The sequence below is a fragment of the Lentzea sp. NEAU-D7 genome (genome assembly GCF_026242055.1).
Lineage (GTDB): Bacteria > Actinomycetota > Actinomycetes > Mycobacteriales > Pseudonocardiaceae > Lentzea.
On record NZ_JAPJDL010000014.1, the window covers coordinates 33693 to 56372 of the forward strand.

Consider the following 22680-nt stretch of genomic DNA (forward strand, 5'->3'; position numbering starts at 1 on the left):
AGCAAGTCGATCGGAGCTACACCATGCGCATTCGCCACGCAGTCGCGGCGACCGCGATCTCGCTGGGCCTGCTGGGTGGCCTGAGCGGCGTCGCCCAGGCCGCACCGGAGGGTCCTGCCGAGCAGGAGACCACCCTCTCGCAGGTCGAGGCGGCGGCCGGGTACGGCGGTTCGATCAGCCGCACCGAGGTCATCAAGCGCGCCAAGGACTGGTGGGACCGCAAGGTCCCGTACAGCCAGTCCGCCTACGCCTGGGACATCAACAAGGGCAAGAAGTACCGCACGGACTGCTCCGGCTTCGTGTCCATGACGTGGAAGCTCACGACGAGCCGCAACACGTCCACTTTGGACGAGGTCGCCACCAAGATCTCCTGGGCGAACCTGAAGCCGGGCGACATGATCCTGCGCAACGGTCACGTGAAGCTGTTCGAGAAGTGGGCCAACTCGGCGAAGACGTCGGCGTGGATCTACGAGGAGGGCAGCACCGCGACGGACATGGACCACGAGACCGTCACCATCTCTTCGCTGAAGAGCGGTGGCTACGCCCCGTGGAAGTACAAGAAGATCACCGGCTGAGTGCGGGCGGGGCCCATTGAGCCGGCCACTGGTGCACCTCTTCCCTCTCCCTGGTGCCCAGTCGTGTGAACACGCCGGCGGCCTCGCGCCAGGAGCGGTCCGCGCCTTCGACGTCCCCCAGACGGGCGTGGACCGCTCCCAGGTCCCGCAGCGTCCTGGCCCGCCACAGCGGCAGGCTCAGGTCGTTCCACACCGGCAGCAGGTCGGTCAGCGCTGTCCTCGCACCGGCGTGGTCACCCGCCGCGAGCCGCCACTCCCCCAGCGTGCGGCGGACGAGCGCCTCGCCGAACCGGTCGCCGACGTCGCGGCAGCCGTCCAGCGCCCGCTGGATCAGTTCCGCGGCCGGATCTAGGAAACCCTTGCGCAGCAGCACCTTTGCCCACGCCTGCGCGGTGTAGCAGGCGAGCAGCTCGTCACCGGTGCCCGCGACCATCTCGTGGGCGCGCCGGATGTGCTCCTCGGCGAGGTCGAGCTCACCGCGCGCGCGGTGCACGAGCCCGATCCCGCGGGCGGCCAGTGCCTCACCCCGCCGGCTGCGCGCCCGGCGGTAGACCGTCTCGGAGAGCCGCAGCGTGCCGAACGCGCCCTCGTCGTCGCCGAGTTCCCGTTTGATGGAGCCGATTCCGTACAGCGCGTGCGCCTCGCCCTCGAGGTCCTGGGACTCCAGCAGCTCACGGGCGCGGTCGAGTGCCTCCAGCGCGCACGGGTACTGGCCCAGGTCGCGGCACACCATGCCGATGCCGTTCATCGCGACGGCCTCGCCGCGCTTGTCGCCCAGGTCCACGAACAACGTCTGCGCGGTGTCGAACCACGACCGCGCCTGCTCCAGGTTGTCGCGCTTGTAGTGCATCTGCCCGAGGCTGCACCGCAGCACCGCCTCCAGCCGCACGTCCCCGGTTCTCCACACGGCCTCCAGCGCCGCTGTGTGTGTTCGTTCCCAGGCGTCGTAACGGTTCCTGAGCCCGAACCAGGCGAACACCAGCACCTCGGCCAGCTGCGAGGCGATCTCCGCGAGCCCCAGTTCGGCGGCTCGTTCCACGAGCTTGGTCAGCAACGGCTCCTCGCGCCCGAACCAGGCGTCCTTGTCGGTCGGCCGCGCCGCGGACGAGACGACGCCCAGCGAGTCCTGCATGCGCGGCACGGCGAGGAAGAGCTGCTCGGTCAGCCCGTCCACGGTGGACAGCGCGGCGACCACCGCCCTCCTGACCACGTCCTCGCGTTCCCGCTGCCCGTCCTCGGCCTCGGCGAGCTCGCGGGCGTGCAGCCGCACCAGCTCGTGCATCCGGTACCGCGCGCTGCCGATGACGTCGAGCAGCCGCGCGTCGACGAGCTGGTCGAGCACGTCCTCGTCCAGCAGGTGCACCCACAGGAAGCTCGGCACCTCGGGCAGCCCGAGGAACCCGAAGATCCGGTACGCGCGGCGGGCGTTCTCGTCGAGCGCCCGGTAGGTGAGCTCCAGCCCGGCCCGCACCGCGAGGTCGTCCGCGACGAGCTCGTCGAGCCGGGACCGTTCGTCGGACAGCCTCCTGACGAGCTTCGACACCGGCCAGTGCGCGCGCCCGGCCAGCCGCGCGCCGGTGATCCGCACCGCGAGCGGCAGGTATCCGCACAGCCGCGCGACCTCCTGCGCCTGGTCGGGCTCCGCGGAGACCCGGTCGTCGCCGAGGATGCGCTGCAGCAGCGTGACGGCCTCGTCGCTGCTCAGCACGTCCAGCGGGACGCGGCGCACGCCTTCGAGCCCGCACAGCCTGCTGCGGCTGGTGATCAGGGTCAGGCAGCCGGGACTGCCCGGCAGCAGCGGCCTGACCTGCGAGACGCTCGTGACGCCGTCCAGCACGATCACCACCCGCCGCCCGCTGACCCTCGCGCGCCACAGCGCCGCCCGTTCCTCGGCGGACTCCGGGATCCGTTCGCTCGGCACGTCCATCGCGCGCAGCAGCGCGTCCAGCGCGCCGGACGGCGAGTGCAGGTCCACGAACAGCTGCCCGTCCGGGTACCGGTCGGCCAGCCGGTGCGCCGCGTGCACCGCGAGAGCCGACTTGCCGACGCCCGCCGGCCCTTCGATCCACCACACGCCACCGTCGCTGTCGAGCAGCCTGCCGAGCTCGACGTCGCGCCCGGTGAAGTCGCCCGCGTCGCGCGGCAGGTAGTTGCGGCGGCTGTCGCGCGAGCCCTCCAGGACGTCGCGGTAGAGCTGTTGCAGCTGCTCGCCGGGCTCGACCCCGAGCTCGTCGACGAGCACCTTGCGCGTCTCGCGGAACACCCGCATGGCGTCGGCCCGGCGCCCGGTGCGGGCGAGCGCGGTCATGAGCTGCCCGCGCAGCCGTTCGGCCAGCGGGTACTCGGCGACGAACGCCCCGAGCCGGTCGATGAGCCCGGCGTGCCGGCCGAGCGCCAGTTCGGCGTCGACCCACGCCTCGGCGGCCGCGAGCCGTTGCACGTCGAGCATCTGCGCGAACACCACGGGCGTGCCGCGCCAGAGCTGCAGCGCCTGGCCGAGGACGTCCGCCTTCACCTTGAGGTCGGCCTCGTCGGCCGCTCTGCTCACGAGCTTGCGGAACGCGTGCAGGTCGACGCTCTCGGGCTCGGCGCTGAGCACGTACCCGGCCGCGCGGTGCTCGACCGGCAGCCCGGCGCGGCGCAGGCTAGAGATGTGCACCTGCAGCGACTTGCGCGCCTGCGGCGGCGGCTCCTCGCCCCAGATGAGGTCGATGAGCCGTTCGACGGGCACGATCTTCCCGCACTCGACGGCCAAGACAGCTAGGATCTGCGCGGGCTTGGGCGGCACCGTCGGCTCGACCGGCCCGAGAATCCTGACCTCCACTGTGCCCCCACCAGTGTTGAAGATTCACCGAGTTCTGCACGGCATTGCCAAATTTTGACGCAGCCTGGCTTTCCGGGGTTCCACTTCTGGGTGAATGCACTCGAACGGACGCAGATCTGGATGCAACCAGACCAGGACCCACTCCGTCCAGCGCACTTTCAGTGGGCATGAATGTGAAGTTTTGTTCTGTTTCTACAGGCTGGCTTTGAGTCGTCCGAACTCCTGCGCCAACGCCGGTAACTGCCAGTGCGCGTTCAGCCCGCTCGGATTGGGCAGGATCCACAGCCGCGCACCGCCCACGGTGTCCTGCTGCGCTCCCACCTGCGCCTTCTTGCGACCGAAGGCCGTCCGGTACACGGTCACACCGAGTATCGCGAGAACCTTCGGTGAATACCGCTCGACCTTTTCCGAGAGCTCGATCGCACCTTGCCGCATTTCGTCAATTGTTAATTCGTCGGCCCTGGCGCTGGGCCGCGCGACGACGTTCGTGATGCCGAGCCCCAGTTCGAGCAGCTTCTCCTGCTCGGCGGGCGCGAACTGGGACGGAGTGAAACCGGACAAATGAAGTGCGGGCCAGAACCGGTTTCCCGGCCGTGCGAAGTGGTGCCCGGTCGCCTCCGACACCAGGCCGGGGTTGATGCCGCAGAAGAGCACTTCGAGGCCGGGCTTGATCACGTCGGCAATCACGTGGCCAAGCCTACGAGGTGCGCCGTAGCGTGCCCGCCGTGGCCGACCTGTCGATGACCTGGACCGTCCGCGCGGGATGGGCCGACGTGCGGGTGGCCGACCGCGAGGCCGAGGCGAGGATCCTCGCCTCGTACGTCAGCCCGGCCCCCGAGCACTTCCTGGGCGCCGTGGCGCACCTGCTGCTCGGCGACGTCGAGGCCGTCGTCGTGTTCGAAGCGGAACCCGCCGTCCACCGCTGGCGGTTCACCCGTGAAGGGAACTTCGCCGACATCCGGCTCACCGAACATCCCGACGACCGGCGGCCGGGCGTGGAGATCTGGTCCACCCGCCAGCGGCTCGGCACGCTCGCCCGCGTCACCGTCCGGTGTTTCGACGCGGTGGCGCGGCAGGGCGAGGCGGACTACGAGCGCGAGTGGCGCCGGCCGTTCCCGCGCTTCGAACTGGAGGCCCTGCGCACGGTGTGGCGCGACCACCGGGCGGTCACCCCGTGACGCTCCCGGTCCTCTTCCTCGACGTCGACGGCCCGCTGCTCCCCTTCGGCGACGGCGTGCCCGGCACACCGGGCCTGGCCAGGCTCGACCCGATGCACGGCCCGCGGCTCGCCGCCCTGCCGTGTGAACTCGTCTGGGCCACGACCTGGATGGACGAGGCCAACACGCACATCGCACCCCTGCTCGGCCTGCCGTCGCTGCCGGTCGCCACCTGGCCGGACGACCCGGAGACCGAGGACGCCGACGCGCGCCGGGGCCTGCACTGGAAGACCCGCGGCCTGGTCGCCCTGACGGGCACAAGGCCGTTCGCCTGGGTGGACGACGAGATCAGCGACAAGGACCGCGCCCGGGTCGCCGGACACCACCACCAGGCGCTGCTGCTCGAGATCGACCCGCGCCACGGCCTGACCGACGCCGGCTACCTCGAACTCGACGCCTGGCTGCGCGCGAACTAGGCGCTCGGAGCGGCGCCCGCGGGCACGCGCGGGCGCGGCGTCCACATCGTGTAGCCGGCCCGGCGGGCGTCCTCCGGCGAGTGGAAGAACGCGTCGCCCTTCATCCGCTTGTAGTACGGCGACTCGGGCGTGTGGAACATCATCGTGCGCGAGTTCGCCTTGATCGCGGGCGCGGTGGCGGCGGGCTCCTCCATGATCGACAGGGGCTGGGCCTCGGTGGCCGCGGACTCGCGCGAGCGCATGGTCAGCCAGGTCAGCAGGACGCCGGCGAGGAACGCTCCCGCGCACAGCAGGAACATCTGGAAGAAGAACCCGAACACCCAACAGCTCCTAGCCCGTAGTCGTGAAGTCCTCGTCGACGCGCAGTCCGGGGGCGGCCGAGCGCAGGGCGTCGCTCAGAGAGCCCGCGCGCTCCGGGTCCGCGACGCGTGCCGACGCGGTCAGGTGTCCGACGCGCACGACACCGGTGAAGTCCGCGACGTCGTGGTCGAGCACCGCCGCGAGCAGCGACGCGGCCGCGGCCGCAGAGACGGGCACGTGCGCGCCCGCACCGGGGGTGATCATGTCGGTGATCCGGTGGGCACCGGTCTGCGCGCGCACGGCGTCCACGACCGCCTGCCGTTCCCCCGCGGAGACGGCGGTGCCCGCCAGCACGATCTCCGACGCCCGCACCGCGATGACCAGCTGACCCGGCGGCACGGCGGGGGCGGGGTGCGCCGCGAGCCCCACCGAGGCGAGCACGGCCGGCACGACCACTGCACCGACGACAACGCGTTGCGGCAACTGCACGCGCTTGGACTATCCCATCCGGCCATTCGGGTGCCACCGCCTCGGGCGGAACCCCCAGGACATCGCGCGCTAATTCACTCGTTCGTGGACACCACGACGGGCTCGCCGCCGGCTACCAGCCGCCAGTCCGCGCCGGCGAACGAGGCGGGGTCCAGCACGCCCGCCGCCTTGACCCAGTCGATCAGCAGCTGCCTGATCTCCTGCTGCTGGTTGTGCAGCACGGGCGCCGAGGCGATGTGCGGGAAGTCGCCGCCGCCCGCCTGCCGGTAGTTGTTCACGGCGACCGCGAACTCGCACGAGTCCGTGACCGGCTCCCCGCCGTAGGCCAGTCCCAGGATCCGCGAGCCGGCCGGCCGCGCGATGTCGATGTCGTAGGTCAGCGGCGCGGCCAGCCCGTAGGCGATGTCGAAGTTGTAGTCGGGCACGTCGTTCGAGATCTCGGCGGCGGAGAACGGTCCGGGCGAGGAGACCTGCCGGAAGTACCGCGCCGACTCCTCCAGCAGGTCGCGCACCTGTCCGCCGGTCATCCGCACGCCCACCAGCGTGTTGTCGAAGATGTAGAGCCCGGCGACGTCGCGGATGGACACCTCTCCCGCCGGGATCGCCGCCGCCCGGTTGTAGGGCGCGCACAGCGACAGCACGGGCAGCGAGGTGGACTTCGCGACCTCCAGCGCCTGCACGTGGTTGATGAACCGCAGCGCGGGCGTGTCCTCGAACCGCGACCGCGCGGCCGACATCGCCGAGGCGCAGGTCCCGACCCTCGCGTTGACGTACGACACGACACGCTCGTGGTCGTGCCGCAGCAGCCGCACGATCCGCGGGTCCTCCTCGACCGAGGCCGACGACAGCACGGACGACCGCGACGCCACCAGTTCCCAGTGCTCCTCGTGGCGCAGGTCGAACTCCATCACCGACAGCCGCTTGCCCGAGAACAACGGCTCGGTGAGCAGCACCGGCCGCCCGGTCACCTTGTTCGTCACGAACCGCGAGGGGATCTCCACGTGCGCGTGGCCGACGAGGATCGCGTCGATGCCCGGCACGGTCTCGGCCAGCAGTTCGGAGCAGTTCTCCGGGAACGGCACCTGGTCGCCCAGCGACGACGACAGGTCGGCCCCGGAGTGCGCCACCACGATCACGAGGTCGGACTTGCGCCGGATCTCCGGCACCCAGTGCAACGCCTGCTCGACCAGCCCCGGGAACGTCAGCACCCCGTCGACGTGGGCGCGGTCCCACACGGCGATGCCGGGGTTCGTCAGCCCGAGGATGCCGACCCGCAACGGCGGGCCGCCCGTCCGCCACAGCGTCTTCACCACGTACGGCTGGAACGCGGGCAGGCCGGTGGCCACGTCCAGCGCGTTGGCCGCGAGCAGCGGGAACTCCAGCTGGCGCTCGAAGGTCCGCAGCACGGGCAGCCCGTAGTTGAACTCGTGGTTGCCCAGCGCGGCGGCGGTGTAGCCGATGGCGTTCATCGCGGCGGCCATCGGGTGCGTGTGCGCGCCGCGCGTGATCGGCTCGACCTTCGCGTAGTAGTACGCGAGCGGCGTGCCCTGGATGGTGTCGCCGGCGTCGAGCAGCAACGTGCGATGCCGCCCCACGGCCGCACGCACGTCGTTCACCAGGGTCGAGATCTTCGCGAGCCCGACGTCGTTGTGCGCGAAGTCGTCGAACTCGCGGTTGAGGTAGTAGTCCCAGTTGAACAGGTTGCCGTGCAGGTCCGTCGACCCCATCACAGTCAGTGTGAACGTGCGCACGCCGCTCACCTCCGGTTGTGGTCGGGCTGATCACCCGACCATAACCGCTCACACTTGACCCCAAATCACCTCGTGGGAGGGGCCTGCCCGTTCCGCTGGCCGCGCTGACCAGGCTCGACGACGCTGGCGGCGACGGACTTGCCGTCCGCTGTGGTGGCGATCACCGTCACGGTGTCCCCCTTCTCGACACCTTCGGCCACGGTGTCGGCGTCGATCACGTACGTCTTCGTGTAGCCGTCGGTGGACTTCACCTCGACGGACGAGTCGCTGATCGCGGTGACCTCACCGGTCTGGAACTCGCCGTGCGTCGTGGTGCCGGTCCCGAGGCTGAAGCCGCCGCGCATGCCGTCCGGCGGTCCGCCGGCCATGCCGCCGGGTCCCATGCCCCCGGCGCCGGTCTGCTGGTTCGTGCCGCTGGCGGCGTAGATCGCGACGCCACCGGCACCGGCGATCGCGACGGCGATGGCCACGGCCGCCACCGTCTTCTTCGCGGTCCACGCCGGGCGCCCGGCGGAGGGCCCGGCGGGTTCGGCCGGCTGGGGTGCGCCCCACTCCGGGGACTGTTGTTCGGTCATGGGAGCCACGGTGCCGGTGCCGGCTGTGCCGAACCTGTGAGCGCAGTAGGCCTGAGCTGTGCGCATCGCTCACAGCTGGTACACAGGATCGGCGTTCACGATGGGAGCCATGCGCGCCGTGAAGACCGAACTCCGCAGGCCGGACGGACAGCCCGTCCGGGTGCTCGTCGTCGACGACGAGTCCACTCTGGCCGAGCTGATGTCGATGGCGCTGCGCATGGAGAAGTGGGACGTGCGCACGGCGCTCGACGGCACGACGGCGGTGCGGACCGCGCGCGAATTCCGCCCGGACGTGGTGGTGCTCGACGTGATGCTGCCCGACTTCGACGGCTTCGAGGTGCTGCGCCGGATGCGCGCGGAGGCGCCGATCCTGCCGGTGCTGTTCCTGACGGCGAAGGACGCGGTGGAGGACCGCATCGCCGGGCTCACCGCAGGCGGCGACGACTACGTCACCAAGCCGTTCTCGCTGGAGGAGGTCGTGCTGCGGCTGCGCGCACTGCTGCGGCGCACCGGCGTGACCGACGCGGACGCGGGCACGCGGCTGGTCGTCGGCGACCTGTCGCTGAACGAGGAGACCCGCGAGGTCGAACGCGCCGGCACCTCGATCGACCTGACCGCGACGGAGTTCGAGCTGCTGCGCTACCTGATGCGCAACCCGAAGCGCGTGCTGAGCAAGGCCCAGATCCTGGACCGGGTGTGGAGCTACGACTTCGGCGGCCAGGCCAACATCGTCGAGCTCTACATCTCGTACCTGCGCAAGAAGATCGACGCCGGGCGCACCCCGATGATCCACACGATGCGAGGCGCCGGCTATGTCCTCAAACCTGCGTCCTAGGACGCTGCGGGCGAAGCTCGTCTCGGGCCAGATCGTCCTGCTCACCGCGCTGTCCCTGGTGATCGGCGGGATCTCGGTGCTCGCGCTGCACTCGTTCCTGATGAGCAACCTCGACCGCGAGGTCACGACGCTGCGGCCCGCACCGCCCGGTTCGTCCTACGGTCCCCCCGGCATCAACGCGCGGATCTTCCCCGACGGCAGCATCCGCGGCACGATCGAACTGCCCGGCTGGCAGGCGCCGCGCCTGCTCACCGACGACGAGATCAGGGTGCTCGCGGCCGCGCCGTCGACCCCGCACACCGTGGACCTGGGCGAGGCGGGCGAGTTCCGCGTCGTCACCGACCGCAGGGACATCAAGGGCCTGTCGCTGCAGCCCGTCACGGACATCGTGTGGCAGATGGTCTGGATCCTCGCCGGGCTCATCCTCGCGGGAGCGGCGGCGGTCGCGCTGGCGGGCAGGGTGGTCGTGCGGCGCGCGCTGGTGCCGCTCGACCGGGTCGCCGAGACCGCCACGCGCGTCTCCGAGCTCCCGCTGCACGAGGGCGAGGTCGCGCTGGCCGAACGCGTGCCGGAGGAGGACACCGATCCGGCCACCGAGGTCGGCAAGGTCGGCCTCGCGCTGAACACGATGCTCGGCCACGTCGACCAGGCCCTGAAAGCCCGGCACGACAGCGAGACCAGGGTCCGGCAGTTCGTCGCCGACGCCTCCCACGAGCTGCGCACGCCGCTGGCCGCGATCAGGGGCTACGCCGAGCTGACCCGCAGGACCGGCGCGGACCTGCCGCCCGAGGTCACGCACGCGATGAGCCGGGTCGAGTCCGAGGCGCTGCGGATGACGTCGCTGGTCGAGGACCTCCTGCTGCTCGCCAGGCTCGACGCGGGCCGCCCGTTGGAGAGCAAGGACGTCGACCTGTCGCGGCTGGTGCTCGACGTCGTCGGTGACGCCCGCATCGCGGGCCCGGACCACAGCTGGAAGCTGGCGCTGCCGCAGCAGCCGGTCACGGTTCCCGGTGACGTGCAACGGCTGCACCAGGTGCTCGGCAACCTGCTGTCCAACGCCCGCGCGCACACCCCGCCGGGCACCACCGTCACGACCGGGCTGTCCGTCCACGACGGACGCGTCGACCTGAGCGTCACCGACGACGGTCCGGGCGTCCCCGAGGGCCTGGAGGTCTTCGAACGGTTCGCGCGCGGCGACTCCTCGCGCTCGCGGGCGGCGGGCAGCACCGGCCTGGGGCTGTCGATCGTGGCCGCGGTGGTCGGCGCGCACGACGGCGAGGTGTCGGTCGCGAGCAAGCCGGGCCACACGACGTTCACGGTCTCCCTGAAAACGTCTCCGGACACAGCTCGTTCACAGCGGGAGCACACGACCGACCCAGGCTAGGCCGCGACCCTCGTCCCCATGAGACGAGAACGCCTGGCGCTGGCGGTCCTGCTGATCGCGACCGGCGCGCTGTACCTGTGGCGGCTCGGGGACTCGGGCTGGGCCAACGCCTACTACTCCGCCGCCGCGCAGGCCGGTGCGACGAGCTGGAAGGCGTGGTTCTTCGGCTCGTCGGACGCCTCGAACGCGATCACCGTCGACAAGACGCCCGCCTCGCTGTGGGTGATGGGCCTGTCCGCGCGGCTGTTCGGCGTCAACGCGTGGAGCATCCTGGTGCCGCAGGCGCTGATGGGCGTGGGCAGCGTCTGGCTGCTGCACGCGACGGTGCGCCGCTGGTTCTCCCCCGCCGCCGCGCTGATCTCCGGCGCCGTGCTCGCGCTGACCCCGGTCGCGGTGCTGATGTTCCGCTTCAACAACCCGGACGCCTTGCTGGTGCTGCTGCTCATCGCGGGCGCCTACTGCGTGACCCGCGCCGTGGAGAACGCCAGTCCGTTCTGGCTCGCGCTCGCCGGCGTGGCGATCGGGTTCGGCTTCCTCACCAAGATGATGCAGGCGTTCCTGGTGCTGCCCGCGTTCGCGCTGGTGTACCTGATCGCCGCACCGGCGCCGGCGGGAAGGAAGGTCCTGCACCTGTCCGGCGCGCTGGGAGCGATGATTGTCGCGGGCGGCTGGTGGATCGCCGCCGTCGAGCTCACCCCGGACCGGCCCTACATCGGCGGCTCGCAGACGAACAGCGTCCTCGAACTGACGCTGGGCTACAACGGTTTCGGGCGCCTCACCGGTGACGAGGTCGGCAGCGTGGGCGGCGGGCGCGGCTGGGGTTCCGCGGGGTGGAGCCGCCTGCTGGGCGCGGAGATGGGCAGTCAGATCGCGTGGCTCCTGCCGGCCGCCGTGGTGCTGCTGGTCGCCGGGCTGTGGCTGACGAGGGGCCGCGCCCGCACCGCTCTCGCTCTGTGGGGCGGCTGGCTCGTCGTCACCGCCGGGGTGTTCAGCTTCATGAACGGGATCATCCACTCCTACTACACCGTGGCACTGGCACCCGCGATCGCCGCCGTCGTCGGCATCGCGGCCACCGAACTGTGGGAACGCCGCGGCGAACCCGTTGCGGCAGCGGTGCTCTCGGGCTCCGTCGCGCTGAGCGCGCTGCAGTGCTACGCGCTGGTCAACGAGTTCTCCACGCCCGTCGCGGTGCTGGTCCTGATGACGGGACTGATCGCGGCGGTCGGCCTCGTGCTGTCGATGCGCTGGGCCATCCCCGTCGCGCTCATCGCCGCGTTGCTCGGCCCCACCACGTACTCCTTCGCCACCGCCACCACGCCTCACACCGGCGCGCTGCCCGTCGCGGGCCCGACGAACGGCCGGATGGGCGGCACGGGCGGGCTGCTCGACGCCACGGCGCCGGATGCCGAGGTCGTGACACTCCTGCGGGACGACGCGGGCACCTACCGGTGGGCCGCCGCGACCATCGGCTCCAACAACGCGGCCGGGCTCCAGCTCGCGAGCGGGCAGCCGGTCATGGCGCTCGGCGGCTTCAACGGCACCGATCCCGCGCCGACCCTGGCGGAGTTCCAGGAGATGGTCCGAAGTGGACAGATCCACTACTACGTCGAGGCCGGCCGGATGATGCGGGGCGAGACCGGCAGCGACGCCGCCCACGACATCGCCGCGTGGGTCGCCGAGAACTACACCGCGACCACCGTCGCCGGTGCCACCCTCTACGAACTGGACGCTTCATGACCACTGTCGACGTGGTGATCCCGGTCCACAACGAGGAACGCGACCTTCCGAGGTGCGTCGACCGGCTGCTCACCGACCTGCCGAAGCTGTTCCCGCACGACTTCCGCGTCACCATCGCGGACAACGCGAGCACCGACCGCACGTGGGAGATCGCGGAGGAGCTGATGGGCGAGCACGCCGGGGTGCGCGGCGTCCGCCTGCCGTCCAAGGGCCGCGGCGGCGCGCTCAAGGAGGTCTGGTCGGTGTCGGACGCGGAAGTGCTGGCGTACATGGACGTCGACCTCTCGACCGACCTGCGCGCGCTGGCACCGCTCGTCGCGCCGCTGCTGTCCGGGCACTCCGACCTCGCCATCGGCAGCAGGCTCGCGCACGGCGCCCGCGTCGTGCGCGGCGTCAAGCGGGAGGTGATCTCCCGCTGCTACAACGCGTTGCTGCACGTCAGCCTCGGCACGCACGTCACCGACGCGCAGTGCGGGTTCAAGGCGATCCACGCCCGCGCCGCGCACCGGCTGCTCCCCCACGTCGAGGACACCGGCTGGTTCTTCGACACCGAACTGCTCGTGCTCGCCGAACGCGCGGGCCTGCGCGTCCACGAGGTCCCCGTCGACTGGGTCGACGACCCGCACTCCAGCGTCGACATCCTCGCCACCGCCCTGGCCGACCTGCGCGGCATCGCGCGGTTGCGCCGTTCATCGCCGGCCCTGCCGGTCACCGCACCGGAAAGGGTCGAGGCATGACCGCCACGCTCACCCCCGCGCCCGTCGCAGCACCGAAGCCAGAACAGCGCCGGGATGCGAAGAGGTCGCACCGCGTCGCCTTCCTCGGTCTGCTCGCGGCGACGGCCGTGCTGTACCTGTGGAACCTCACCGCTTCCGGCTACGGCAACGAGTTCTACGCCGCGGCGACGCAGGCGGCGTCGCAGAGCTGGAAGGCGCTGCTGTTCGGGTCGCTCGACCCGGGCAACACGATCACGGTCGACAAGCCGCCCGCGTTCCTGTGGGTGAGCGGCCTGTTCGCCAAGGTCTTCGGCTTCTCCAGCTGGACCGTGCTCGCCCCGCAGGCGCTCGAAGGCGTCGCGGCGGTCGGACTGCTGTACGCGACGGTGAAGCGCACGTCCGGCCCTGCGGCGGCACTGTTCGCCGGAGCGGCCTTCGCGCTCACCCCGGTCGCCACGCTCATGTTCCGGTTCAACCTGCCGGACGCGCTGCTGGTGCTGCTGATGGTCGCGGCCGCGTACTGCACGGTGCGGGCGCTGGAGAAGGCGAGCCCGCTGTGGCTGGCGCTCGCGGGCTCGGCGATCGGGTTCGCGTTCCTCACCAAGATGCTGCAGGCGTTCCTGGTGCTGCCCGCGCTGGCGCTGGCCTACCTGGTCGCGGCACCGGTCTCACCGCTCAAGCGGCTGCTGCACCTGCTCGGCGCCGGTGTCGCGGTCGTCGTGTCGGCCGGGTGGTTCATCGCTCTGGTGGAGCTGTGGCCCGCGGACAGCCGCCCGTACATCGGCGGCTCCACCAACGACTCGCTGTGGGAACTCGCGATCGGCTACAACGGTCTCGGCCGCATCTTCGGCAACTCCGGCGGAGGGCCCGGCGGCGGTGGGATGGGCGGCAACGGCAACATCGGCTTCGGCGGTGACACGGGCATCGGACGGTTGTTCGGCGCCAGCATGGGCCCGGAGATCTCCTGGCTGCTGCCCGCCGCGCTGATCGGACTCGGCGCCGGGCTGTGGTTCCTGCGCCGCGCGCCGCGCACCGACCGCACCCGTGCGGCGCTGGTGGTGTGGGGTGGCTGGGTGCTCGTGAGCGGCGTGGTGTTCAGCTTCATGAGCGGCATCACGCACCCCTACTACACGGTGGCGCTCGCCCCGGCGATCGCGGCGGTCACCGGTATCGCGGGAAGCGAGCTGTGGCGCGGCCGCGGGCACTTCCCGGCGCGGATGGCGCTGACGGCGATGGTCGCGGCGACCGGGGTGTGGGGCTTCATCCTGCTCGACCGCACGCCGGACTGGACGCCGTGGCTGCGCTGGGTCCTGCTGGCCGTCACCGCGCTCGCCGTGGTGGCGCTGGTGTTCGGCCTGGACCGGCGCGGGCTGGTGGGCGTCCTGGTCGTGGCGGCGCTGCTCGGCACCTCCGGTTACGCCGTGGCGACCGCGTCGGTCACGCACAGCGGCTCGATCCCGTTGTCGGGCCCGCGTTCCCAGCAGGGCGGTGGCATGCGGCAGGGCACGTCGTCCACGGAGGTCGTGCAGCTGCTCAAGGCCACCGGCACCGAGTGGGCGGCCGCGACGACCGGCGCCCAGAGCGCGGCGTCGCTCCAGCTCGCGTCCGGACGGCCGGTGATCGCGATCGGCGGCTGGAACGGCGGCGACCCCGCGCCCACGCTCGACGAGTTCAAGGCGCTCGTCGCGGCCGGCAAGGTGCGCTACTACGTCGAGGGCGGCCGGGGCGGCGGTCCCGGCGGTGGCGGCAGCGACATCGGCGAGTGGGTCGCGGCCAACTTCGAGCCCATCACGGCCGGTGGCCAGACGCTCTACGACCTGGGCTGACCGTCAGAGGCGGCCGGTGTCGGCGGGGACCACCTCGCCCGGCACCGGCCACGCCTCGATCGGCGTGTCGTCGTTCCACAGCAGCGGAACCAGGTCGGCACCGCGCCGGAACAGCCACGGGACCCCTTTGAGCGCCAGCCACGCCACGTGGTGCCACACCGTCAGCTCGCGCCCGCCGGAGCACTCCAGGCTGACCTCGCCGACCTGGTGCCCCAGCGCGCGCAGCTCGGCCGCGAACGCCCGCGCCAGCATCCGGTGCCCCAGTTCGGACGGGTGCAGGCGGTCGACCGCCCACGTCTCCAGCTCGTAGGCGCCGGGCATGGTGTGCAGGTCGACGCACCGCACGCCGTGCCGCGCCACCACCACGTCGACCACGCGGTTGTACTCGTCGATGCGGTCCTTCAGGACCCGCCGGAGCTTGCCGGGCAGCTTGAACACGCGGCCCTGGTCGTGGAACCGCACGGTGACGACGGAGACGCCGGCCGCGGTCAGCTCGCGGCAGATGTGGTCGAGGTCCTCGTGCATCCGCCGCACGGAGAAGTCCGACCTCAGCGTGTCGTTGACACCGGCGATGACCACGGCGGCACTGGGCCTGTCCCGCAACGCCTGGGGCAGCTGGGTGCGCCTGACGTCCGCCAGCCGCGCGCCGGAGACGGCGTAGTTGCGATAGCCGTTGTCCGCGCAGGCGGAGGAGAGGATCGGGCCGAAGCCGCGCCAGCCGCCGGGCACGAGGTCGCCGATCCCGACCGCTGTCGAGTCACCGAGTAACACCAGCACGCGGAACAGCATCAGCGGGCCCGGTGATCCGCGAATGACCGCGCGGGAACGGTTCAGCGAAATGCAGGGTAAAGCGGGAGTTCGAGCACCTCAGGGCCGTAGCGGTCGGCCAGTGCGCCGATCACCGCGTCGGCGTGCGACGCGACGGTCTTCTCGCCCAGCAGCAGCGCGTCGGACCGCAACCGGACCCACCGGCCCGTCAGCACGACGCTGCGCGGCGGAGCGTTGACAACGATGGGCATGGGCTTCGAAAGCGCCCGCCACGTCGCGAGCCACACCCACAGCAGCTGGGCCTCCAGCAGCCGCGGTAAGAGCACCGCGTCGTCGTCCATCTCGGGCCACACCGACCCGACCTCCGCGCGCCAGGCGGCGACCATGGCCTCGGACATCCCCGGCGGCAGGCCCCACCCGCACCAGCAGGACGGGAACGGCACGCGCAGCGCGGCGGCGTCGAACACGATGTCGCGGACGCAGCCGCCCTCGAAGTCGACGAACCGGACACCGCGCGAGGTGACCAGGTGGTTGTCCGGGCACGACGTCGACGGGCTGAACGCGCGCCGCCGCGAGGTGCTGAACGCCCGTGCGGCGCCGGCGGCGTACTCGATGGCCTGCGTGGACGTGCCCACGCCCACAGTGGACTCCAGCAGCGCCGGTAAGCCCGCGATCGCCGCGTGCACGTCGACCGCGATCGGGTCCTGGCAGCACTGCGCTCCGGCGCGGCGCATCAACGCGTCGAAGTCGGCGTCCCTGCCCGCCGTCGTGGCGTGCAGGCGGCCCATGGCGTGCGCCCACGACAGCAGGCCGCGTTCGGCGGCGCGCGCGTCGGTGGCTTGCAGCTTCTCGGACAGCCTCGGCGCGCGGCCCAGGTCTTCCAGCACGACGAGACGCGACGCCGCGTCGTGGGCGAAGAGCTCCGGTGTGGCGCGCTCCTCGGCCGGCAGCGCCGTGAGCAGCTGGTGGCTGACGGCCTCGTGCGCCCACGGGTCCCGGTCGCCGGCACCGGCGGGATAGCGCTTCACGACCAGCGTGCGGGGCATCGAGAACGGCGAGGAGGCGACTCTCACGCGAATGACGACGGAACGACCGGTACCCCCGAGAGCCTCGGGGTCAGCGAGGCGCACCTGTGCGCCCAGTCGCTTGGTCAGTACCCGCTCAGCCGCCACGACAGCGTCCGCGATCTCAGGTGAAGTCGTGTCAGGAGGGCCCGCGGTGATCTCCACGCTCATCCCCTCCGACCCTACTCCCCATGTCCGTGAGCCGGACCGACGCTAATCGGGCCAGGCTGCGACCACCACCACTCGTTGGTAACGGCTCACGCAGTTCCCGGACACCCCTCCGAGGTGTGGACGTGTGGAAACACCTTCCGTTGCCCACCGCGGACCGATCAAGCGGCTGGATCGGCCCGCACTCCTCAATACCGATCAAGTAGGTGCTCGATCGGGCGAACCGGTCTCATGTTCTGGGACGCGGGGAGGCAACCGCCAGGTTGCCTCCCCGCGGGAAAAGATCGTCAGGCCTTCGGCTCGGCCTTGTCGGCCGCCTTCTCCGCGCCCTTGTCCTGGGGCTTGGCGTCCACACCGGCCTCCTTGCGCTGCAGCGCCGTGATGGGCGCCGGAGCAGCCGTCAGCGGGTCGTAGCCGCCGCCCGACTTCGGGAACGCGATGACCTCGCGGATCGAGTCGGCACCCGCGAGCAGCATGCAGAGGCGGTCCCAGCCGAGCGCGATGCCGCCGTGGGGCGGGGCGCCGAACTTGAACGCGTCGAGCAGGAAGCCGAACTTCTCCTGCGCCTCCTCGGCACCGATGCCCATGACGTTGAACGCGCGCTGCTGCACGTCCGCGCGGTGGATGCGGATCGAGCCACCGCCGAGCTCGTTGCCGTTGAGGATCACGTCGTAGGCGTAGGCCAGCGCGTTGCCCGGGTCGGACTCGAAGTTGTCGATCCACTCCGGGGTCGGCGAGGTGAACGCGTGGTGCAGAGCCGTCCAGTTGCTGCCGCCGACCGCGACGTCACCGGCCTCGAGCTTGTCGACCGACTCGAACATCGGGAAGTCGACGACCCAGCCGAACGCCCAGGCGTTCTCGTCGATCAGGCCGACGCGGTGCGCGATCTCGACGCGGGCCGCGCCCAGCAGGGCACGCGCGTCACGCGGGTCGCCCGCGCCGAAGAAGATGCAGTCGCCCGCGTTGGCGCCGACGGCCTTCGCGAGACCCTCGCGCTCGGTGTCGGTGAGGTTCTTCGCGACCGGGCCGCCCAGCGTGCCGTCCTCCTGGACCAGCACGTACGCGAGACCCTTGTGGCCGCGCTGCTTGGCGAACTCCTGCCACGCGTCGAGCGTGCGGCGCGGCTGCGAGGCGCCACCGGGCATGACGACGGCACCGACGTACGGCGCCTGGAACACGCGGAACGTCGTGTCCTTGAAGTACTCGGTCAGGTCGGTGAGCTCGAGCTCGAAGCGCAGGTCCGGCTTGTCGGAGCCGTACTTCGCCATCGCGTCGGCGTAGGAGATGCGGCGGAACGGCACCGGGATGTCGACGCCCTTGGTCTCCTTCCAGATCGCGGCGAGCAGCTTCTCGGTCAGGCCGATGACGTCGTCCTGCTCGACGAAGCTCATCTCGATGTCGAGCTGGGTGAACTCCGGCTGGCGGTCGGCGCGGAAGTCCTCGTCGCGGTAGCAGCGCGCGATCTGGTAGTAGCGCTCCAGGCCACCGACCATGAGCAGCTGCTTGAACAGCTGCGGCGACTGCGGCAGCGCGTACCAGCTGCCGGGACGCAGCCGCGCCGGCACCAGGAAGTCGCGCGCGCCCTCGGGGGTGGAGCGGGTCAGGGTCGGCGTCTCGATCTCGACGAACTTCTCGCCGTGCAGCACCTCGCGGGCGATGCGGCTGACCTCGCTGCGCAGCCGGATCGCCTGCGCGGGACCGGAGCGGCGCAGGTCCAGGTAGCGGTGCTTGAGACGGGCCTCCTCGCCGGGCTCCACGTCGCTCTCGACCTGGAACGGCAGCGGCGCGGCCTCGTTGAGGACCTCGAGGTCGCTCACGTAGACCTCGATGGCGCCGGTGGCCAGCTCGGGGTTCTCGCTGCCCTCGGGGCGCTTGCTCACCTCGCCGGTGACCTTGATGACGTACTCGCTGCGCAGCCGGTGCGCGCGCTCGGCCATCTCGCCCTCGCGGAACACGACCTGGGCGACACCGCTGGCGTCGCGGAGGTCGATGAAGATGACACCGCCGTGATCCCGCCGGCGGGCGACCCACCCGGTGAGGGTGACGGACTGCCCGGCGTGCTCGGCCCGGAGTGACCCGGCCTCGTGCGTGCGCAACACGGTGGTGGCTCCTTGTAGACGAAGTCAGCTTTGCCGTCAAGGCTAGCCGGAGCCACCGACGGATTTTCAGGCAGGGCGGATGGCGGGCCGCGCCTTCGCCCACGCGGCGCGCCAGCCGGGGTCGACCTGCTCGGCGTTCTCGCCGTCGTCCGCGATCAGTTCGATCATGTCCCGCAACCGCGCCCGCTGTTCCGGCGCGAGCGACGGCATCACCTCGACGAGGAACGGCAGCACCGCGGTGGCCGCGGGACACACGAAGCCGCCTTCCTCGCGCACGGTCCGGTCCAGGTCCGTGACGGCCTGCGCGACCACCTCGGGATCCTCGGACAGCAACGCCCTGACATGGCCCGGGGTGTCCAGCGCGGGACCGTAGGCGTGGTCGATCTCGTGCCACGCGACGTCGTCCAACCCGTGCAGCACAGGTCTCATCGCAGCTCCAGCAGCACCGAGGCGGCGAGCGTCGAGACCCGCTCGCCGATCGAGGTCACGGCGTGGTCGTGCACCGCCGCTTCGACGAGGCCGACGTACTGCCGGGCCCGCGCGACACCGACCAGCCAGACGGCGAAGGCCCGCAGCCGGACGTCCGGGTCGGCCGCCCACACCGGCACGAACGGCACGACGAGACCGACGTCGGTGGTGTCGCGTTCGAAGAGCCGGCGCAGGTAGTCGAGCGCCTCGGTCCGCCACGGCAGCACGTCCACCAGCGCCAGCACGAGGTCCATGCCCTCGAAGTCCTTGGGCCCCACCAGCCAGAGCACGTGCTCCAGCACCTCGTCGTAGCCCATCTCGAACGACCCGGTGGCGAGGAACAGCTCCAGGTCGCCGGTCAGCCCGCGCAGGATCACGTCGGCGTCCGGCCTGGTCGCCGCGGACACCAGCAGCAGCGCCTGCGGTTCGCCGTCCGGCACGTCCAGCTCCCGCAGCCACGAGACCGCGGCCTCGTCACCCCGCCCGGCGAACTCCGTCGCGACGAGCACGAGGCACAGCCGCGTGGCCGGATCAGTCTCCTCGTCCCACCGCCGCGCCAGGGCGGGCAGCACCGGCGCGCTGTCCCCGCGGCCTTTGCCGAGCAGGAACAGCACGCCCCGCCGCACCGCCGCGGAACCGTGGTCGAGCAGGGCGAGCATGGCGGGTTTCGAGGCCTCCCACGCCGGTGGCCAGCTCGGGTGGACACCGTCCGCCCCGCTGCCCCCGGCGACGGCGATCGCGCCGCAGAGGTTCTCGAGGAGCCATTCGCGGCTGGGGGTGTTGTCGTGGGCGACCAGGTCCAGCAGGAACGGCCACGCCGCCGCGGTCGCCTCGCTGACCTCGGAGGGGTCGCCGCTCAGGTGCCGCACCAGTTCCTCGTGCGGTTCGACGGAGGTCCGCGCCTGCCGCAGCAACCTGGGGAGGTCGTCGGCGTACCCGTCGTGACCGCGCAACCGGTACCAGTCGATGCCCTTCAGACCCTCCACCATGGATCCAACAATAGGAAAAGGCCGCGACCGGGAGGGTCGCGGCCTTCTCAGGAGGAGCTAGCTCACGCGGTCGGCGCGAGGTACAGCAGGCGGTTCGGCGAACCGGTTCCCGGGTTCGTCACCTTCGACGGCGTCGACTGCCCGATCAGGTACGAGGCGACCTGGGCCGGCGTGGCCGACGAGTTCGTCGAGAGGTAGCGGGCGGCGGCACCCGCGACGTGCGGGGTGGCCATCGACGTGCCCGAGATGGTGCTGGTGGCGCTGTCGGAGGTGTGCCAGGACGACGTGATGTCGCGGCCGGGGGCGAAGATGTCGAGCACCGAGCCGTAGTTCGAGAACGACGAGCGGGCGTCGGTGCGGTCGGTGGAGCCGACCGTGATCGCCTCGGTCACGCGGGCCGGCGAGAAGCCGGACGCGTTGGCGTTGGAGTTGCCCGCGGCCACGGCGAACGTGACGCCCTTGGCGACGGCGTTGCGGACGGCCGTGTCGAGCGTGGCGTTGGCGCCGCCGCCCAGCGACAGGTTGGCGACGGCCGGCTTGACGGCGTTGGCGCCCACCCAGTCGATGCCGGCCGCGACGCCCGCGAGGGTGCCGGAGCCGTTGTTGTCGAGCACGCGGACGGCGACGATCCTCGCGGCCTTCGCGACGCCGTACTGCGCGCCCGCGATGGTGCCGGCGACGTGCGTGCCGTGGCCGTTGCCGTCCTGCGCGACGGCGTCGTTGTCCACGAAGTCACGGCCGTTGGTCGCGCGGCCGCCGAACGTCGAGTGGCTGATGCGGACACCGGTGTCGATGACGTAGGCCGTCACGCCGGAACCGGTCGAGGTGTAGCTGTAGGAGCTGTTGAGCGGCAGGTTGCGCTGGTCGATGCGGTCGAGACCCCACGACGGCGGGTTCGTCTGCGTCGCCTGCGTGCGGACGACCTGGTCGGCCTCCACGAAGTCCACCGACGGGTCGGCGGCCAGGCGCTTGGCCTGCTTCTCGGTCAGCTTCACGTTGAAGCCGCCGAAGGTCTTGTACTCGCGCTCGACGGTGCCGCCGAAGCGGGAAGCGAGGGCGTGCCCGTTCGCCTTGCCTTCCTTCAGCTTCACGATGAAGCTGCCGGCGATCTTCTCCGGAGCGTTGAGCGACAGCACCTCGCCCTCGGCGGCGGAGGCGTTGGGAACCATCAGAACCGACATGGCGAGAGTCGCCGCGCCGGCACCGGCCAGGAACCGGATCTTTCGCGTCATGATGTGCATTCCGTTCTTTGCAGGGGAACGAAGCGCTTTCGACGTTATGGAGAGATCCGGTTCCTGCCAAGGGTGTCTTACGGATTAAGACGCGCTTGTATTGCCGGACAATTCACCTTTCACAGGGATGGCGGCCAGTGGAGGATACGAGTGACGGGTGGTGTCCCCGGAGTGCCCGTGGTAACCAGCGCGCGCTCGACCTGCGCGGGTGTGGCGGCGCGGTTGCGTTCCAGGAACCGGGCCGCGACACCGGCCGCGTGCGGTGCGGCCATGGAGGAACCGCTCAGCGTGTTGGTCGCCGTGTCGGAGGTGTTCCAGGCAGAGGGAATGCTCACCCCCGGCGCCCAGATGTCCACCAGGGGGCCGTAGTTCGACGACGAGGACTTGGTGTCGTTCTGCGTCAGCGCGCCCACGCAGATCGCGGCCGAGACCCGTTGCGGCGACGAGTTCCCGGGGTCGGTGTTGCTGCCGCCCGCCGCGACCGTGTACGAGATCCCGGAGTCGATGGACTTCTTCACCGCGGTGTCGAGCGCCGCGGAAGCGCTGCCGCCCAACGACATGTTCGCCACCGCGGGTTTCACGGCGTTGCGCGTCACCCAGTCGACGCCCGCGATGACGCCGGAGATCGTGCCCGACCCCGAACCGTTCAGCACGCGCACGCCCCACACCGTCGCCTGCTTCGCGATGCCGTGGGTCGTGCCCGCCGCGATGCCTGCGACGTGCGTGCCGTGGCCGTTGTCGTCCTGCGCCACCGCGTCGTTGTCGACGGTGTCCCAGCCGTTGCGCGCGCGGCCGCCGAAGTCCGCGTGCGTCACGCGGAGCCCGGTGTCGATCACGTAGATGTTCACGCCACGTCCGGTGGTCGTGTACTCGTAGCGCTGGTCGAGCGGCAACGCGCGCTGGTCGACGCGGTCTAGGCCCCACGGCGGGTTGAGCTGGACGCTGTTGGCGTGCACGATCCCGTCACGCTCCACAGAGGACACGTTCGGGTCGGCCTTCAGCTTCTTCAGCTGCGCCGCCGTCAGCCGGGCGCTGAACCCGGTGAAGACGCTCGAATAGGTGTGCTCGACGGTACCGCTGAACGACGAGACCGAGCCGTCCTTCAGCACGACGATGTAGGACGACGTGGCCGCGGACGCCGGGGCGACCACGACCGTTGCCGCGAGGGCGGCGACTGCCAGCAGGGCTCTCACGGGCAGGTTCCTTTCTCTTGCAGGGAAAACGGCCCCGGCTCGCGAGGAGCCGGG

Annotated in this window: 21 protein-coding genes; 8 read left to right on the forward strand and 13 right to left on the reverse strand. The window is 71.2% G+C overall.

All coding sequences use genetic code 11. The features are described 5' to 3' along the window. The first annotated feature begins 23 nt into the window (after positions 1–23). A complete protein-coding gene (locus ORI60_RS26170) occupies positions 24–575 on the forward strand; it encodes a hypothetical protein (protein WP_266040610.1) in 552 nt (183 codons plus the stop codon). On the opposite strand, the gene ORI60_RS26175 is transcribed toward ORI60_RS26170, so the two are convergent. After that, the gene (locus tag ORI60_RS26175; protein WP_266040611.1) at positions 565–3399 is read right to left on the reverse strand and encodes an AfsR/SARP family transcriptional regulator; all 2835 of its coding nucleotides are present in this window, start codon (positions 3397–3399) and stop codon (positions 565–567) included. The genes ORI60_RS26170 and ORI60_RS26175 overlap by 11 nt on opposite strands. Positions 3400–3591: 192 nt before the next feature. Continuing rightward, positions 3592–4086 carry a G/U mismatch-specific DNA glycosylase gene (gene mug / locus ORI60_RS26180; RefSeq protein WP_266040612.1) on the reverse strand — a complete coding sequence of 165 codons (495 nt, stop codon included), beginning with the start codon at positions 4084–4086 and terminating at the stop codon, positions 3592–3594. A 38-nt stretch (positions 4087–4124) separates the two neighbouring features. Between mug and ORI60_RS26185 the strand changes: the two genes are divergently transcribed. After that, positions 4125–4577 carry a hypothetical protein gene (locus ORI60_RS26185; RefSeq protein ID WP_266040613.1) on the forward strand — a complete coding sequence of 151 codons (453 nt, stop codon included), beginning with the start codon at positions 4125–4127 and terminating at the stop codon, positions 4575–4577. Beyond that, a complete protein-coding gene (locus tag ORI60_RS26190) occupies positions 4574–5032 on the forward strand; it encodes an HAD domain-containing protein (RefSeq protein ID WP_266040614.1) in 459 nt (152 codons plus the stop codon). Before ORI60_RS26185 ends, ORI60_RS26190 begins: the two co-directional genes overlap by 4 nt. On the opposite strand, the gene ORI60_RS26195 is transcribed toward ORI60_RS26190, so the two are convergent. The 4 genes from ORI60_RS26195 to ORI60_RS26210 form a co-directional block, all read right to left on the reverse strand. Beyond that, positions 5029–5352, reverse strand: a complete 324-nt coding sequence (locus ORI60_RS26195) for a hypothetical protein (protein ID WP_266040616.1) — start codon at positions 5350–5352, stop codon at positions 5029–5031. The two genes, ORI60_RS26190 and ORI60_RS26195, sit on opposite strands and share 4 nt — an antisense overlap. A gap of 10 nt (positions 5353–5362) precedes the next feature. Further along, on the reverse strand, positions 5363–5821 hold the full coding sequence (locus ORI60_RS26200; protein WP_266040618.1) for a hypothetical protein: 459 nt from the start codon (positions 5819–5821) through the stop codon (positions 5363–5365). A gap of 74 nt (positions 5822–5895) precedes the next feature. Further along, positions 5896–7572: a bifunctional metallophosphatase/5'-nucleotidase gene (locus tag ORI60_RS26205; protein WP_266040620.1), complete on the reverse strand. Its 1677-nt coding sequence runs from the start codon at positions 7570–7572 to the stop codon at positions 5896–5898. 65 nt (positions 7573–7637) lie between these two features. Beyond that, complete coding sequence (locus ORI60_RS26210) at positions 7638–8147, reverse strand: hypothetical protein (protein ID WP_266040622.1); 510 nt, start codon at positions 8145–8147, stop codon at positions 7638–7640. Positions 8148–8256: 109 nt separating this feature from the next. On the opposite strand from ORI60_RS26210, the gene ORI60_RS26215 reads away from it, so the two are divergent. Genes ORI60_RS26215 through ORI60_RS26235 form a run of 5 tightly spaced genes read left to right on the forward strand, consistent with a single transcriptional unit; the run spans position 8257 to position 14645 of the window. After that, entirely contained in the window at positions 8257–8982 is a 726-nt protein-coding gene (locus ORI60_RS26215; protein ID WP_266040624.1) for a response regulator transcription factor, read from the forward strand. Then, a complete protein-coding gene (locus ORI60_RS26220; protein WP_266040625.1) occupies positions 8960–10366 on the forward strand; it encodes a sensor histidine kinase in 1407 nt (468 codons plus the stop codon). Before ORI60_RS26215 ends, ORI60_RS26220 begins: the two co-directional genes overlap by 23 nt. 18 nt (positions 10367–10384) lie before the next feature. Continuing rightward, positions 10385–12103, forward strand: a complete 1719-nt coding sequence (locus ORI60_RS26225) for an ArnT family glycosyltransferase (RefSeq protein WP_266040626.1) — start codon at positions 10385–10387, stop codon at positions 12101–12103. Then, positions 12100–12840: a dolichyl-phosphate beta-glucosyltransferase gene (locus ORI60_RS26230; protein WP_416234489.1), complete on the forward strand. Its 741-nt coding sequence runs from the start codon at positions 12100–12102 to the stop codon at positions 12838–12840. Before ORI60_RS26225 ends, ORI60_RS26230 begins: the two co-directional genes overlap by 4 nt. Continuing rightward, complete coding sequence (locus ORI60_RS26235) at positions 12837–14645, forward strand: ArnT family glycosyltransferase (protein ID WP_266040627.1); 1809 nt, start codon at positions 12837–12839, stop codon at positions 14643–14645. The genes ORI60_RS26230 and ORI60_RS26235 overlap by 4 nt, the downstream gene beginning before the upstream one ends. A 3-nt stretch (positions 14646–14648) precedes the next feature. Here the strand turns inward: ORI60_RS26235 and ORI60_RS26240 are convergent, their stop codons facing one another. The 7 genes from ORI60_RS26240 to ORI60_RS26270 all read right to left on the reverse strand — a co-directional run bounded on the left by ORI60_RS26240 (position 14649) and on the right by ORI60_RS26270 (position 22626). Next, the gene (locus ORI60_RS26240) at positions 14649–15422 is read right to left on the reverse strand and encodes an SGNH/GDSL hydrolase family protein (protein ID WP_266040629.1); all 774 of its coding nucleotides are present in this window, start codon (positions 15420–15422) and stop codon (positions 14649–14651) included. Positions 15423–15475: 53 nt separating this feature from the next. Continuing rightward, on the reverse strand, positions 15476–16486 hold the full coding sequence (locus ORI60_RS26245; RefSeq protein WP_323055941.1) for a hypothetical protein: 1011 nt from the start codon (positions 16484–16486) through the stop codon (positions 15476–15478). Positions 16487–16932: 446 nt separating this feature from the next. Next, on the reverse strand, positions 16933–18744 hold the full coding sequence (gene aspS, locus ORI60_RS26250) for an aspartate--tRNA ligase (RefSeq protein ID WP_266040631.1): 1812 nt from the start codon (positions 18742–18744) through the stop codon (positions 16933–16935). Between the two features lie 66 nt (positions 18745–18810). Further along, positions 18811–19173, reverse strand: a complete 363-nt coding sequence (locus ORI60_RS26255; protein ID WP_266040633.1) for a hypothetical protein — start codon at positions 19171–19173, stop codon at positions 18811–18813. Further along, positions 19170–20201: a hypothetical protein gene (locus tag ORI60_RS26260; protein ID WP_266040634.1), complete on the reverse strand. Its 1032-nt coding sequence runs from the start codon at positions 20199–20201 to the stop codon at positions 19170–19172. Before ORI60_RS26260 ends, ORI60_RS26255 begins: the two co-directional genes overlap by 4 nt. 62 nt (positions 20202–20263) lie before the next feature. Beyond that, positions 20264–21433, reverse strand: coding sequence for a S8 family peptidase (locus ORI60_RS26265; RefSeq protein ID WP_416234490.1), 1170 nt, complete (start codon positions 21431–21433; stop codon positions 20264–20266). Positions 21434–21552: 119 nt separating this feature from the next. Next, on the reverse strand, positions 21553–22626 hold the full coding sequence (locus ORI60_RS26270; protein ID WP_323055942.1) for a S8 family peptidase: 1074 nt from the start codon (positions 22624–22626) through the stop codon (positions 21553–21555). Positions 22627–22680: the final 54 nt, after the last annotated feature.